The following is a 14,071-nucleotide window of genomic DNA, read 5'->3' on the forward strand; positions in this document are numbered from 1 at the left end:
CCAGGTAGAAGCTTCATGCTGATTGTTCAACTGATATTCAACGGCCTGCAAACCGGTGCGCTGTATGCACTGATTGCGGCCGGCTTCTCGCTGATTTTCGGCATGACGCGGATTTTTCATGCGGCACACGGCGCCACCTTCACGATTGCTGGCTACGCGTTCTTTGAAATGTACTCAGTCGCCCACTTCGGATGGCCGATTGCTGCGCTCACAGCTATTGCAGCAGCCGCTGTCTTCGGGATGCTGCTCGACCGCTGGGTCTACGCCATTATCCAGCGACATGAAGGTTCTTTCTTCACAGTGTTCGCCGCGTCATTCGGTGTCGCTATCGTGGTTCAAAACGTAATCGCGATGGCCTTTGGTCGTGGGTTAGTTACCATCAGTACGCCCTTGAGCAAAAGTGTCGAGCTTGCGCCTGGCTTATTTGTAGCACCCATGTTGGCAATCGTTCTGGTCTGCGCAGTCATCTGTTTTGCCCTGTTGCAGTATTTATTGACCAAGACAAATCTGGGCATCGCCCTACGGGCTTTAGGTGAAAATCCAGTGCTAATCGAGGTCTACGGCCTAACTCAGAGAAAAATCTCCCAATTTGCGTTTTTGATCGGTTCCATTCTGGTTGTACCGGCTGCGATTTTGACGGCGACGACATCGGGCTTAAACCCCTCCATGTCGCATCATGTCATGCTGATCAGTCTGGCAGCAACGATCGTAGGCGGTGTGGGCAGCCTGAGAGGCGCGGCACTGGCCGGTATGTTGCTGGGCATGGCAGAAAACCTCTGCCTGGCCATCATTGATCCTCAATGGAGCGAAGCGGTGACTTTTGTCATTCTCTTCCTCTTTATCCTGTTCCGGCCCGGCGGCGTATACGGCCGAGCCATTACCACTTGAGTCAGGCAACACGATGATCGCCTATCTCCAAAATATCGCTGTTCTCTTTTGTGTCAACGGCATCCTTGCGCTGACTCTGAATTTCATCATGGGATACGCTGGTATTTACTCGCTTGCTCACACCATTTTCTTTGGGATTGGGGCGTATACCGCGGCCTATCTCGCCTTGAACGTCACTGACTCACTATTGATTTCAATGCTGGTAGCTTTCAGTCTGTCTGCGCTGGTTTCAATGGCTTTAGCATTACCCGCTTTACGTGTCAGGGGAGAATATTTCGTTGCTGCGTCGCTGGGCTTACAAGTGATCGGTGTGACGATCTTTGCAGAATGGAAGTCTGTGACGGGTGGTTTAGGCGGAATGATCGGGATCCCGAGACCTAGGCTATTTAGCTATGTCTTTATTGATGACACCGCATTTTTAATTCTGTCAGTCATCGTGTTACTCGCCGTGCTGGGCATTCTCAGTTTACTCGTACGAGGCAGTTTTGGTCGCAGCCTCATGGCGATCAGGGATAGCGAATCTGCTGCGCAAGCCTATGGCAAACACGTTAACGCCGTCAAAACTTTATCGGTCGCGATCTCATCTGGTTTGGCTGCGATTGCGGGCGTGCTCTACACCTTTTACATGAGCTTCATTAATGTCGAAGGCTTCACACTCGAAACATCGATTCTTCTCATGGCCATGGTCATCATCGGTGGCACCGGTACATTGCTTGGTCCTGTCGCAGGTGCTGCTTTACTGATGACGCTACCCGCTGCACTGACTTACCTACCGTTTCTTCCCCCTGGAGAGCTAGGTGCTATTCAGCAAATTGTTTATGGTGCTGCAATGGTGGTGTTAATGATCTTCAGGCCCGGTGGCTTAGTGGGTGGTCGTAGCAAGGAGAAATCCGCGTGAGCACCGCAGAGATACTTTTGCAAATCAAAGGTCTGAACAAAAATTTTGGTGGACTGCAAGCGATATCCGATGTCACGTTGGATTTGCCTGCGGGGGTGATCACCACGCTTGTCGGCCCAAACGGAGCGGGAAAGACCACCCTTTTCAATCTGATCACGGGACACCTGATACCCACAACAGGCACCGTTCATTGGTTGGGTGCACAGATTAATGGCATCGAACCCTGGAAGATCGCACGCATGGGCATTGCGCGCACGTTTCAGGATCTGCGTTTGTTCAATCAGATGACCGTCGAAGAAAATATCATGACAGTCATGGAGCGCGGCAGCTGGATCTGGCAATCTGGTCAAGAAAAAAATGCCGAGCGAATCGAACGGGTTTTAAACGAAACAGGTTTGATCGACAAACGCAAAGAGCGCGCCGTCGATCTCGCCTATGCAGAGAGAAAGTTTCTGAGTCTCGCCCGCATCATGGCAAGTGAGGCAAAACTCTGGTTGCTAGATGAGCCCGCCTCTGGGCTTGATCCGCGCTCGTTCGAGAAATTCGTGACGTTGTTGCGTCAGTATGCTGCAAGTGGAGTCACCATTTGCATCATTGAACATAATCTCGATATCGTCATTCAATTATCAGATCGTGTGGCCTTTCTTGATCAAGGAAAACTGCTGGCTCAAGGCAGTTCACAGGATATTCTCAAAGATCCTCATCTTGCCGCAATCTATTTCGGAGATCACGCGTGAGTAACGTGCCCCACCTGAATCATGCGCGCAAAAGCGGTGACGAACCGTTTCTCGAGGCAAAGAACCTGCGAGTTGGCTATGGCGGTCGGCCAGTGCTTAACGACTTCAGCGTCAGGCTCGAACATAACGAAGTGCTTTGCTTGATTGGTCATAACGGTGCCGGCAAATCAACCTTGCTTAAGGCCCTATTTGGGTTGATCCCTGTTGAGCAAGGCACGCTTGCATTAGAAGGTCGACTGGTTGCGAAGCCAACGCCTAAATCTATGAACAGTGCTGGTATTGCCTTGGTCCCTGAGGGTAGAGGTGTGTTCCCAGGACTGACTGTCGCAGAAATCATGCGGCTAGGCTTCTGGGCAAACGGCACACCCAAAGGGGAACAGGCAGCCCGTCTCGATTGGGTCATGGACGTGCTGCCCATGATAAAAAAGTTTTATCAACAACGGGCCGGCACCTTATCCGGCGGACAGCAACAAATGGTTTCGCTCGGACGTGCACTATTGAGTCAGCCTCGCTGTCTCTTGCTGGACGAGCCTTCGATTGGCTTAGCTCCTAAGCTTTTTCAAGATTTGCTGGGGCCCATACGTGCGCTGCAGAAAGAACGTAAGATGTCGATCCTGATCGTCGAGCAGAACGTCAAAGAAGCCTTGAAGATTTCTGATCGAGTGATGGTGATGAAATCAGGCGAGCTTATTAAAGAAGGCACGCCCGACGAATTTGCAGACAACACGCAGTTAATGGAGTTGTATTGAGTCATTCGTATTTGGTCATTGCTCTTGGATCCATGATTTTTGTCATGGCTGGCGTCATCAAAGGCGTGCTGGGTATGGGCCTACCGACTTTTGCCATCGGTGTCCTCAGCCTCATCATCCCTCCTGCGGAAGCAGCCGGGATGCTGGTGATCCCCTCGTTACTCACCAACGTATGGCAACTCTTCAACGGCCCACATTTCGGCAATCTCACTAAGCGTTTTAGTCTCTTGCTGATTGCTGTCTGCGTGGGAACGCCGCTCGGGGTCATGTTCATGACCAGCGGTGCAACTCATTTGGCAAACATCGTACTGGGCTGCGTGTTGGCTTTTTATGGCGTATTCGGTTTGAGCAATGTGAAATTTGTAGTGCGTCCAACGTCTGAGAGACTGGCCTCACCTGTGGTTGGCCTGACTACTGGCGTCATCATGGGGGCTACGGGCATCTCGGTCATGCCCGTTGGGCCCTACTTTGCTGCACTCGGTCTAGAAAAAGATGATCTCATCCAAGCCTTAGGCTTGACCTTCACGGTTTCATCACTTGCGCTGGCGGTTGGTCTGATATTTGCCGGACAATTTCAGCTGAATGTCGCGACCAATTCCATGATCGCACTGATCCCTGCCTTTGCGGGGATGTACCTTGGGCAATCCATCCGCGGGATGATTTCTCAGCAAGTTTTCAAGAAATGCTTTCTAAGCGGACTTGTTGTGCTGGGATCGTATATGGCAATCAATACGATCCTTCAGCACTAACTTAAAACGCTCGCGTTTATCTCAGGCCACAACAACCGGTATCCCAGCAATCTTCGCCGACCACTCTTTAGGCCCTGTCGTGTGAACCGAGACGCCCTCTGAATCGACGGCAACCGTCACCGGCATATCCTCAACGTCAAATTCATAGATTGCCTCCATACCCAAGTCTTCAAAAGCCAGGACCTTGGAAGACTTGATCGCTTTGGACACGAGATAAGCCGCTCCGCCCACCGCCATCAAGTAGACCACCTTGTGTTTGCGGATTGATTCAATCGTTGCTGGACCGCGCTCGGACTTGCCAATCATGACCGTCAGGCCTGTCTGATCAAGCATCATGTCGGTGAACTTATCCATACGCGTTGAAGTAGTCGGACCTGCGGGGCCAACAATCTCATCGCGAACGGGATCCACCGGACCGACGTAATAAATCGCCCGGTCTTTAAACGACACAGGCAATGGTTCGCCTTTAGCCAACATATCCTGAATACGCTTGTGTGCAGCGTCTCGGCCAGTCAGCATTTTTCCGTTCAACAACAACGTGTCGCCACGCTTCCAGGTAGCGATCTCGGCTTTCGTCAGCGTATTCAAGTCCACCCGCTTGGACGCCTTGTAATCCGGTGCCCACGTGACCTTTGGCCAATCATCTAATGAAGGCGTATGCAAATGTGCTGGTCCCGATCCATCCAGCTCAAAATGTGCGTGGCGTGTCGCAGCACAGTTAGGGATCATGGCAACGGGAAATGAAGCTGCGTGCGTGGCGAAGGTCTTGATCTTTACATCCAGCACAGTCGTCAAGCCACCTAAACCTTGAGCGCCGATCCCCAAAGCGTTGACCTTGCGATAGAGCTCGATCCGCAGTTCTTCGAGTTTGTTTGCAGGACCACGCTCAAGCAGTTCATACATATTGAGATCTTCCATCAAAGACTGCTTGGCCATCAAAACAGCTTTTTCAGCGGTTCCGCCAACGCCAATCCCCAACATGCCAGGTGGACACCAGCCAGCACCCATCGTCGGGACGGTTTTGACAACCCAGTCTACGATGGAATCGTTAGGATTAAGCATGGCCAACTTGGATTTGTTCTCTGAACCACCGCCTTTGGATGCCAGCTGAACATCAACTTTATCGCCGGGCACGAGCTCAACATTGACGACACAGGGTGTGTTGTCTTTTGTATTCTTGCGCGCAAAAATGGGGTCATCGAGAATCGATGCACGCAAAGGATTGTCGGGATTCATGTAGCCACGACGCACGCCTTCATCACAGATCTCTTGCAGGCTCTTGGTGCTGTTAAAGCGAACATTCATGCCGACTTTAAGAAACACATTGACGATACCCGTGTCTTGGCACAAAGGACGATGCCCTTCTGCGCTCATGCGTGAATTAGTCAAAATTTGAGCCATGGCATCTTTTGCCGCCGGGCTCTCTTCACGCTCGTAAGCGCGTGCCAGATGTTTGATGTAGTCGGCGGGATGGTAATAACTGATGAACTGAATCGCATCAGCGATCGATTGAACCAGATCTTCTTCTTGAATCGTGACAGACATGTGATTGCCCATTAATGAGATGGTTGGAGTAGAAGTGAAAAAATGAAACTTATTTACCTTGCCAGACTGGTTTACGTTTTTCAGCAAACGCGGTGGAGCCCTCGCGCGCATCTAGCGACGAAAAAATGTGCGCCATGCGAGGCCGTTGCAAGTCAAACATCTGATCCGATGACCAATCAAGCCCTTCGTTAATCAGACGTTTAGCGGTTTGAATCGCCAAGGGGCCATTCTCGCTAATCCGCTGTGCCAACTTGATGGCCCCGGCCAAAGCTAACCCAGGCTCAGTCAATACATTAATCAAGCCAAACTGGTGGGCACGTTCAGCAGAGAACATATCACCTGTCAAAACGACTTCCATGGCGATATGGTACGGGATTCGTCTTGGCAAACGCATCATGCCACCCGAGCCAGGCACCAGGCCACGTTTCAGTTCAGGCAAACCAAAACTAGCGTTGTTGGCCGCTACGACCAAATCACAAGCCAAGACCATCTCGCAACCTCCGGCTAGCGCATAGCCTTCGACCGCGGCGATCAAGGGTTTTTTTGGTGGCGCTTCGACAAAACCGGCGAATCCCTTACCTTCTACAACAGAACGTTTGCCGGTGCGGGCAAAGTCCTTTAAATCCATGCCCGAGCTGAACGTAGCAGCAGCACCAGTCAAAATCCCGATTCTGACGTCGTCTCGCGCATCCATCTCTTCGAAGGCGGCGGCCATTTCAACCGCGGTGTCGATGGTGATCGCATTTTTCGCCTGAGGTCGATTGATGGTGATGATCTGAATGCCATCGCTCACTTCGACGTTGATGTATTGGGGCATTGAGTGACTCCGATTGCAGCAATGAATAGGGATTTTGTTAAATGATAGGCGATTAAGGGGGGAACCGCTGTTTAGTCCGTCTGGCGCTGTAAAATGCTGGTCTCGCTCGTCAGAAACGACTTTTTACCAAAGATACATGCTTACTTTTCAGCAAATTATCCTGCGCTTGCAAGAATACTGGGATCAGCAGGGCTGCGCGCTACTGCAGCCCTATGATATGGAGGTCGGCGCCGGCACCTCTCACACGGCAACATTCCTCCGGGCCATTGGCCCCGAGCCTTGGCGCGCGGCTTATGTACAACCATCAAGACGCCCTAAAGATGGTCGCTACGGCGAAAACCCCAATCGTCTGCAGCACTATTATCAGTACCAAGTTGTCCTTAAACCCGCACCACCTGATATCCTCGATTTGTACATCGGCTCGCTCAAAGCGCTGGGCATTGATCCGCTTAAGCATGACATTCGCTTTGTTGAAGACGATTGGGAGAACCCCACCTTGGGTGCCTGGGGTCTTGGCTGGGAAGTCTGGCTTAACGGCATGGAAGTCACACAATTCACTTACTTCCAGCAAGTCGGGGGTTTGGACTGTACGCCTGCAACCGGTGAGATCACCTATGGGCTTGAGCGTCTGGCCATGTATTTGCAGGGCGTTGAAAGCGTGTACGACCTGGTCTGGACAGAAAATACAAGTGGGAAGGTCTTGTATCGCGATGTGTTTCATCAAAATGAAGTCGAGCAATCAACCTACAACTTCGAATACGCCAACGCTGACATGCTGTTCAGGCACTTCAATGATTACGAAGCGTCGGCTCAAGCGCTCATTGCTGTGCCGCTGGCGCTACCCGCCTATGAAGCTACTTTAAAAGCTGCTCACACTTTCAATATGCTGGACGCTCGGGGTGCAATCAGCGTGACTGAACGTGCTGCCTACATCGGCCGTATACGCAATCTGTCGCGAGCGGTAGCACAAGCTTATTACGACTCTCGTGAGCATCTCGGGTTCCCCATGCTGAAACAGGGACAAGAGGTCAGCGCATGAGCTCGACCATCAGGGATCACAACGTGCCGGACCACATCGCTACGCTTATCAGCAAACCGCTGTTAGTGGAACTTTTCACAGAAGAACTGCCCCCTAAGGCCTTGAACAAATTAGGCCAAGCTTTTGCACAAGGGATGCGAGATGGGCTCGCCGCACACGGCCTGCTGGATGCCAATTGTGAGCTCAGCACCTTTGCCACGCCACGCAGATTGGCTGTCCGATTGACTGCCGTCCTTTCACAGGCACCGCAGCAGTCTTTTTCTGAAAAGCTCATGCCGGTAAAAATCGGTCTGGATGACTCAGGCGCGGGAACCCCTGCACTTCTCAAGAAGCTGGCATCCAAGGGCTGGGAAAAAATCGACTTGAACACCCTGGCTCGCGAATCAGACGGTAAACAGGACTATCTCGTGCTTCGGGGTGAAGCGGCGGGTGCAAAACTTGGGGAAGTACTCCAAGCGGTTATTGAATCAGCATTGGCCGGATTACCTATCCCTAAAGTCATGAAGTATCAACTGGCTGACGGACTGACCTCGGTCAAGTTCGTGCGTCCGGCGCACGCACTGGTTACTCTGTTTGGTCAGGACATCGTCCCGGCAACCATCTTAGGCTTGCAAGCGGGTCGCACCACGTACGGGCACCGCTTTTTGCACCCAGGTTCAATCGACATCAAAGATGCCAATACTTACGAGGATCAGCTAGCCAGGCAAGGTCATGTCCTTGCCTCGTTTGAAGCGCGCCGCAATGATATTGCCAAGCAACTTCAAACTGAATCAGAGCGTCTGGGCACTACCTTGTCAGACGACCCAGCCGTCGCGGCCTTGCTTGACGAGGTCACCGCGCTGGTCGAGTCGCCAAAAGTTTATGTCGGCGCTTTTGAAGAACGTTTTCTGACCGTGCCACAAGAGTGCTTGATCCTGACCATGCGTCTGAATCAAAAATATTTCCCCTTATTCGACCCGGTCAGCGGCAAGCTGACAAATCAATTTCTGATCGTGAGCAATATGCCAACAGCTCAACCAGAAGCGATTATTCAAGGTAATGAGCGAGTGGTGCGACCGAGATTGGCCGATGCTGAATTCTTCTACCAAACCGATCGCAAAACGCCACTCGCCGAGCGCGTCGCAACACTTGGCAATATTGTTTATCACAACAAACTCGGGTCACAACTGCAACGGGTGGATCGAGTTCGTCAGATCTCAGCTTGGATCGCACACGCATTGAATATAGACCCGACCGCTGCCGATCGTGCCGCCTTGTTGGCCAAAGCTGATTTGACGACCAATATGGTGGGGGAGTTTCCTGAACTTCAGGGGATCATGGGAGCCTACTATGCCCGAGGCGACGGTGAAGCCACCGAGGTGGTTGACGCGCTGCACACACAGTACCGGATTCGCTTCGATACGCCTATTCACCAAGAGCAACTGGCTTCTGCGATTTTGTTCATGGCCGACCGTGCCGAGACCTTGACAGGCATATGGGGCATTGGTCTCGCCCCCACGGGAGAGCGTGATCCGTTTGGTTTACGACGAGCGGCACTCGGTTTGATCAGCGCCTTCGAGCAATTGACTGCAGGCGGATTCCTGCGTATCAATGAGCATGGCTCCATGACCCTTGACGGGCTTTTACAAGCCGCCGCCAAGTCTTTCGCTGTTGGCACCTTAACTGATTCGACCGTCGCTGAGGTCAATGCGTTTGTAATTGAACGTTTACGCAACTCACTCATCCAGCAATTTGACCGCGATGCAGTTGAGGCGGTGCTCGCACTGTCACCCGCGCTGCACCAAATACCCGCTCGCGTCAAAGCTGTGACGGCGTTTATGCAACTTCCTGCTGCAACGAGCCTCGCTGCAGCGAATAAACGCATAAGCAACTTATTGAAAAAAGCCGATCAGACAACGACTAGTGTAGACCCTTCTTTATTGACGGATCCGGCTGAAATTAATCTCGCTGGCATCGTGGACAAGCTTCGGCCGGTTGCTACCGAACAAGTCACTGCTGGCGATTACGAAGCAGCCATGCAAACACTTGCCCAAGCTCGTGAACCAGTTGATGCCTTTTTCACAGAGGTCATGGTTATGGCTGATGAGCTTGCTGTTCGAAACAATCGTTTAGCCTTACTAGCAAATCTGCACGGCCTCATGAATCAGGTAGCAGATCTATCAAAACTGGTGACTACATGAAGCTGATCATCCTTGACCGTGACGGTGTCATCAATCAAGACAGCGAAGAATATATAAAAAGCCCGGATGAATGGCAGGCTCTGCCAGGTAGCTTAGCTGCCATTGCGAAACTCAATCAAGCGGGCTGGACGGTTACGGTTGCGTCTAACCAATCCGGGCTTGCCCGAGGCTATTTCGATACCAAGACCTTGACAGCAATCCACCAAAAATTGCGCAAAGAACTAGCCCAACACGGTGGTACGATCGACTCGTTCTTTGTTTGCCCACATGGTCCTGATGATGGCTGCGACTGCCGTAAGCCTTTGCCAGGGATGTTTCACGACATCGCCAGGCGCTACGATATTTCGATAGAAGGTGTGCCGGCAATCGGAGACTCCCTGCGTGATCTTCAAGCATCACATCAGGCGGGTTGTGCACCCTGGTTAGTGCAGACTGGAAACGGCCGCAAGACGCTCAGTAAAGGTGGGTTACCTGAAGGTACCAAGCTGGCACAAGATTTAGCAGACGCAGTTGAACAAATTCTGGAAGCCTCATCAAATTGATCATTTTTTTGCGTAGCGCGCTATTTGCAATTTTTGAACTTGTCACGGTCATTCCCTATGCCTTTGGTTGCATACTTTGGGCACCGCTAACTTTGCCCTGGCGCTACAGGCTCACGATGGGCTGGACTGCACTGACGATCTGGGGCGCAAAGTCAATCTGTGGCGTGAACTGGCGCGTCATCGGTCAAGACAATTTACCTGATGCACCAGCTGTGGTGCTATCCAAACATCAGTCCGCTTGGGAAACCCTCTTTCTTCCTTCACACCTGCCACGTGAATTGTGCTTTGTCTACAAGCGCGAGCTGCACAGAGTCCCATTTTTCGGATGGGGAATCGCCTTATTAGACATGATTGCAATCGATCGCAGCAATGGGCGCGACGCCATCGAGCAAGTGGTGAAGATTGGTCAAGAGAAGCTCAATCAAGGGCGCTGGCCCATTCTGTTCCCTGAAGGGACGCGAATCAGACCAGGCAAAATGGGCAAGTTCAAGTTAGGTGGCGCGATCTTAGCTTGCCGCACTGGCGTGCCAGTTATTCCGATTGCTCATAATGCTGGAGACTGCTGGCCGCGAAATGCATTTTTCAAAAAACCCGGTCTGATCACAGTGTCTATCGGCCCCCCAATCCCCTCGGCTGGCCTAACACCCGCAGAACTTAATGCCAAAGTGTTTGCCTGGATTGAATCCGAAATGCAAAGACTAAACCCAGAATATTACGCGGGCTGATCATGAGTCAGCTTGAGTTACTCCTGGCAGAACCGCAAGGTTCACAGCCAAACTGGGTTCAACCACCACAAAGCATGCCGGACGGAGGTCGTTGGCGCATCGTTCGATCGGGGCACAACGTCGTGGGCTTTGTATTACTTAGATCGAAGCGACGCAGCATTGGCTTTGTCATCGGCGACGACGGTTTGCGGGTCACTGCGCCAAACTGGGTCACGCTGGTGCAGATCGACAATGCAGTCATCGAAAAAATGTCCTGGATTTTGACAAAACTGCAGGACTGGCAACGCCGCAAAGATAGTATGGCGATGTCGCACACGCGCTGGCAGTCTGGGGGTGAACTTCCCTACCTTGGGTGTCCTATCGTACTAAGGGTGGGCGTACCCGGAGCTCATATCCCACACGGTAGCCCGCATTTTGAGGGAGATCACAACGCTCCTCAAGCAGGTCAATGCTTATGGTTGCCGTTGCCGTTAGACGCAGATAACTCACGAATCAGAGAGATGGCACAAGCTTGGCTGCAGGGACGAGCGCGAAACTGGTTTCAGGACAGGTTGAACCACTTTCTTCGCAAAACGGGCCTCAGCATCACAAAATGGCGACTATCATCTGCCGGCACTCGCTGGGGATCATGCAGCAGTGATGGAAACATCATGCTTAACTGGCGACTGATACACTTTTCCCCCATGGTTATCGATTACGTAATTGCGCACGAACTTGCTCACTTACGCGAAATGAACCATAGTCGAGACTTCTGGAACGAAGTTGAACAACTTTACCCGGATTATCTATCGGCCAAACAGATTCTTAAACAGTTTTCGCCAGACGGCGTACCAGAACTTTAATCAAAGGACTAAGATGCGAATTCTTCACACCATGTTGCGCGTTGGCAATCTCGAGCGCTCGATAGATTTCTACACCACCGTCCTGGGCATGCAGGTCATTCGCAGTACCGAATACCCGACAGGCCGATTCACCAACACTTTTGTCGGTTATGGGGACGAAAGTCAGGGCGCAGTGCTCGAACTTACCTATAACTGGGATACCGATCATTATGAAATCGGTACTGGCTACGGTCATATTGCTTTAGCAGTCGAAAATGCCTATGAAGCCTGTGACAAGATCCGCGAACGAGGTGGCAAAGTCACTCGTGAAGCGGGGCCGATGAAGCATGGCACGACAGTCATTGCTTTTGTTGAAGATCCCGATGGTTACAAAATTGAATTGATTCAACGTAAATAATGTTAATGGCTAGCACTCACTCTCAATGAAAATTGTTGTCGCGCCCGACTCTTTCAAAGAAAGCCTCTCTGCCAAAGAAGTAGCGCTTGCGATTGCCAGAGGCATTCAACGAGTCTTGCCAGATGCTACTGTGCTTTGCATTCCAATGGCAGACGGTGGCGAAGGCACTGTAAATGCCGTCTTAGCTGCGACCAAGGGAGAGCAACGAATCTCCATTGCGCAGGATGCTCTCGGGCAACCACGAAATGCCGCCTGGGCCTGGCTGCCTGCTAAGACTGCAGTGATAGAAATGGCAACCGCAGCTGGCCTTGAATTGATTCGCCCAGAAGACCGCGATCCGATGCGCGCCAGCAGCTTTGGTGTCGGCGAGATGATCCTTGACGCCCTCGACCAAGGTGCGGAGCACATCGTTTTAGGTCTGGGCGGTTCGGCAACCAATGATGCCGGCGCAGGCATGTTGCAGGCATTAGGCCTCAAGCTAACAGATTCGGAAGGCCACACCCTAGCGCCAGGAGGAGCCGCCCTGATTCGACTGGCGGCCCTTGACGCGACCAATCTGGATCCGCGACTAAAAACCGTTCGAGTGACCATTGCATCCGACGTTGATAATCCTTTGTGCGGCACTCAGGGTGCCTCAGCGATTTTTGGTCCACAAAAGGGCGCCACGCCTGCGCAAGTGCGACAACTTGATGAAGCGCTAGGTCATTTTGCTGATTCGGTCACCCGAACAATGGGTCACGATTTTCGCAATAGCAAAGGCTCAGGCGCCGCGGGTGGCTTGGGTTTCGCAGCACACAGTTTCATGAAGGCTCGCTTTAGGCCTGGGGTAGAGGTGATAGCCGAACTCAGTGACTTGGTAAAAGCTGTTGACGGCGCAAGTCTGGTCGTGACTGGTGAAGGACGGATGGACGCTCAAACCTTGCACGGCAAGACGCCCATGGGTGTTGCGCAAATCGCAAAAAGACTGAGCGTACCAGTCATCGCAATTGCAGGTTCACTGGGCATTGGGTATAAGGAACTCTATGGCGTCGGTATTCAAGCAGCATTCAGCTTGACCAACGGTCCAATGACCCTTGCCCAGGCTTGTCAAGATTGCGCCCAGTTACTCGAAGACCGCGCAGAGGACATCATCCGTGTCTGGCTGGCTGGGCAACTTAGCGTTCACGCTTGAGCAAGGCTGTTAACACCTTGCGCATGCAGAGCGTCTGCCATGCCGATATAGGCTTGCACGGATACTGCTTCAGCCCGCAAGCTTGGCTCGATACCCAAGTCAGACCAAGGTATCATCGGCACCCAGGCCGACAAAACACCTCTTAACATTTTTCGCCGCTGGGAAAACGCGCGAGCAACAACCTCTGCAAAGAGTTTTTCGTTCGCTGCACGTCGACGGTTCTGATCTAGCGGAATCATTCGCACAATCGATGAGACCACTCGCGGCGGCGGATCAAAAGCGCTGGGATCCACATCAAAAAGCTTGGTCATCTTATAGCGATACTGCAACATCACTGACAAACGGCTGAAGTCACCACTTCCAGGTGTCGCCACCATTCGATCAACAACCTCACGTTGCAACATGAAATGCTGGTCAATAATGCTGTCGGCATATTGACTTAAGGCAAACAGGAGGGGGGTCGATATGTTGTAAGGCAAATTACCCACAATTCGCAAACTCGATCCGAACGCCGAAAAATCTACTTGAAGCGCGTCGGCTTCAATCACGTCAAGCTTGTCTGTGGAAAACCGATTGCGCAAACGACTGGCTAAATCACGGTCAATTTCAATGGCTACCAGTTTAGACAAGCGCGCTGACAACGGCTCTGTCAGCGCAGAGAGACCTGGCCCAATCTCAATCATTCGATCGCCGACTGAGGGGTCAATAGCGCGAACAATGGACTCGATAACCCCCTGATCGACCAAAAAGTTTTGACCGAATCTTTTCCGAGCCTGATGCGTCGCCACCCGC

15 protein-coding genes are annotated in these 14,071 nt (G+C 52.0%); 12 read left to right on the top strand and 3 right to left on the bottom strand.

Annotated elements, in window-relative coordinates; all coding sequences use genetic code 11:
- The first annotated feature begins 15 nt into the window (after positions 1 to 15).
- Genes BCM14_RS05230 through BCM14_RS05250 form a run of 5 tightly spaced genes read left to right on the top strand, consistent with a single transcriptional unit; the run spans position 16 to position 4,021 of the window.
- Positions 16 to 888: a branched-chain amino acid ABC transporter permease gene (locus BCM14_RS05230; RefSeq protein ID WP_106226892.1), complete on the top strand. Its 873-nt coding sequence runs from the start codon at positions 16 to 18 to the stop codon at positions 886 to 888.
- Between the two features lie 13 nt (positions 889 to 901).
- Entirely contained in the window at positions 902 to 1,786 is an 885-nt protein-coding gene (locus tag BCM14_RS05235; RefSeq protein ID WP_106226893.1) for a branched-chain amino acid ABC transporter permease, read from the top strand.
- Positions 1,783 to 2,523: an ABC transporter ATP-binding protein gene (locus tag BCM14_RS05240; protein ID WP_259673425.1), complete on the top strand. Its 741-nt coding sequence runs from the start codon at positions 1,783 to 1,785 to the stop codon at positions 2,521 to 2,523. The genes BCM14_RS05235 and BCM14_RS05240 overlap by 4 nt, the downstream gene beginning before the upstream one ends.
- Positions 2,520 to 3,272: an ABC transporter ATP-binding protein gene (locus BCM14_RS05245; protein ID WP_259673426.1), complete on the top strand. Its 753-nt coding sequence runs from the start codon at positions 2,520 to 2,522 to the stop codon at positions 3,270 to 3,272. Before BCM14_RS05240 ends, BCM14_RS05245 begins: the two co-directional genes overlap by 4 nt.
- Complete coding sequence (locus tag BCM14_RS05250; RefSeq protein WP_146129722.1) at positions 3,269 to 4,021, top strand: sulfite exporter TauE/SafE family protein; 753 nt, start codon at positions 3,269 to 3,271, stop codon at positions 4,019 to 4,021. The genes BCM14_RS05245 and BCM14_RS05250 overlap by 4 nt, the downstream gene beginning before the upstream one ends.
- 21 nt (positions 4,022 to 4,042) lie before the next feature.
- On the opposite strand, the gene BCM14_RS05255 is transcribed toward BCM14_RS05250, so the two are convergent.
- Positions 4,043 to 5,566, bottom strand: a complete 1,524-nt coding sequence (locus BCM14_RS05255) for a fumarate hydratase (RefSeq protein ID WP_106227060.1) — start codon at positions 5,564 to 5,566, stop codon at positions 4,043 to 4,045.
- 49 nt (positions 5,567 to 5,615) lie between these two features.
- Positions 5,616 to 6,383 carry a crotonase/enoyl-CoA hydratase family protein gene (locus BCM14_RS05260; RefSeq protein ID WP_106226896.1) on the bottom strand — a complete coding sequence of 256 codons (768 nt, stop codon included), beginning with the start codon at positions 6,381 to 6,383 and terminating at the stop codon, positions 5,616 to 5,618.
- Between the two features lie 136 nt (positions 6,384 to 6,519).
- On the opposite strand from BCM14_RS05260, the gene glyQ reads away from it, so the two are divergent.
- The 7 genes from glyQ (at position 6,520) to BCM14_RS05295 (ending at position 13,279) form a co-directional block, all read left to right on the top strand.
- Positions 6,520 to 7,422, top strand: coding sequence for a glycine--tRNA ligase subunit alpha (glyQ, locus tag BCM14_RS05265; RefSeq protein WP_106226897.1), 903 nt, complete (start codon positions 6,520 to 6,522; stop codon positions 7,420 to 7,422).
- Positions 7,419 to 9,602 carry a glycine--tRNA ligase subunit beta gene (gene glyS, locus BCM14_RS05270; RefSeq protein WP_106226898.1) on the top strand — a complete coding sequence of 728 codons (2,184 nt, stop codon included), beginning with the start codon at positions 7,419 to 7,421 and terminating at the stop codon, positions 9,600 to 9,602. Before glyQ ends, glyS begins: the two co-directional genes overlap by 4 nt.
- A complete protein-coding gene (gene gmhB / locus BCM14_RS05275) occupies positions 9,599 to 10,144 on the top strand; it encodes a D-glycero-beta-D-manno-heptose 1,7-bisphosphate 7-phosphatase (RefSeq protein ID WP_106226899.1) in 546 nt (181 codons plus the stop codon). The genes glyS and gmhB overlap by 4 nt, the downstream gene beginning before the upstream one ends.
- Positions 10,144 to 10,869, top strand: a complete 726-nt coding sequence (locus BCM14_RS05280) for a lysophospholipid acyltransferase family protein (RefSeq protein ID WP_106227061.1) — start codon at positions 10,144 to 10,146, stop codon at positions 10,867 to 10,869. The genes gmhB and BCM14_RS05280 overlap by 1 nt, the downstream gene beginning before the upstream one ends.
- 74 nt (positions 10,870 to 10,943) lie before the next feature.
- The gene (locus BCM14_RS05285; protein WP_259673451.1) at positions 10,944 to 11,711 is read left to right on the top strand and encodes a M48 family metallopeptidase; all 768 of its coding nucleotides are present in this window, start codon (positions 10,944 to 10,946) and stop codon (positions 11,709 to 11,711) included.
- A gap of 13 nt (positions 11,712 to 11,724) precedes the next feature.
- A complete protein-coding gene (gene gloA, locus BCM14_RS05290; protein ID WP_106226901.1) occupies positions 11,725 to 12,108 on the top strand; it encodes a lactoylglutathione lyase in 384 nt (127 codons plus the stop codon).
- A 25-nt stretch (positions 12,109 to 12,133) separates the two neighbouring features.
- Positions 12,134 to 13,279 carry a glycerate kinase gene (locus tag BCM14_RS05295; protein WP_106226902.1) on the top strand — a complete coding sequence of 382 codons (1,146 nt, stop codon included), beginning with the start codon at positions 12,134 to 12,136 and terminating at the stop codon, positions 13,277 to 13,279.
- Here BCM14_RS05295 and rsmA read toward each other — a convergent pair.
- Positions 13,270 to 14,067 carry a 16S rRNA (adenine(1518)-N(6)/adenine(1519)-N(6))-dimethyltransferase RsmA gene (gene rsmA, locus BCM14_RS05300; RefSeq protein WP_106226903.1) on the bottom strand — a complete coding sequence of 266 codons (798 nt, stop codon included), beginning with the start codon at positions 14,065 to 14,067 and terminating at the stop codon, positions 13,270 to 13,272. The genes BCM14_RS05295 and rsmA overlap by 10 nt on opposite strands.
- Between the last annotated feature and the right edge of the window lie 4 nt (positions 14,068 to 14,071).

Origin of the sequence: Jezberella montanilacus (genome assembly GCF_003003055.1) — a bacterium.
GTDB classification, from domain to species: domain Bacteria; phylum Pseudomonadota; class Gammaproteobacteria; order Burkholderiales; family Burkholderiaceae_B; genus Zwartia; species Zwartia montanilacus.

Coding starts and splice junctions, on each gene's coding strand:
- BCM14_RS05230 (WP_106226892.1), top strand. CDS start 16: ATGCTGATTGTTCAACTGATATTCAACGGCCTGCAAACCGGTGCGCTG.
- BCM14_RS05235 (WP_106226893.1), top strand. CDS start 902: ATGATCGCCTATCTCCAAAATATCGCTGTTCTCTTTTGTGTCAACGGC.
- BCM14_RS05255 (WP_106227060.1), bottom strand. CDS start 5,566: ATGTCTGTCACGATTCAAGAAGAAGATCTGGTTCAATCGATCGCTGAT.
- BCM14_RS05260 (WP_106226896.1), bottom strand. CDS start 6,383: ATGCCCCAATACATCAACGTCGAAGTGAGCGATGGCATTCAGATCATC.
- glyQ (WP_106226897.1), top strand. CDS start 6,520: ATGCTTACTTTTCAGCAAATTATCCTGCGCTTGCAAGAATACTGGGAT.
- glyS (WP_106226898.1), top strand. CDS start 7,419: ATGAGCTCGACCATCAGGGATCACAACGTGCCGGACCACATCGCTACG.
- gmhB (WP_106226899.1), top strand. CDS start 9,599: ATGAAGCTGATCATCCTTGACCGTGACGGTGTCATCAATCAAGACAGC.
- BCM14_RS05285 (WP_259673451.1), top strand. CDS start 10,944: ATGCCGGACGGAGGTCGTTGGCGCATCGTTCGATCGGGGCACAACGTC.
- gloA (WP_106226901.1), top strand. CDS start 11,725: ATGCGAATTCTTCACACCATGTTGCGCGTTGGCAATCTCGAGCGCTCG.
- BCM14_RS05295 (WP_106226902.1), top strand. CDS start 12,134: ATGAAAATTGTTGTCGCGCCCGACTCTTTCAAAGAAAGCCTCTCTGCC.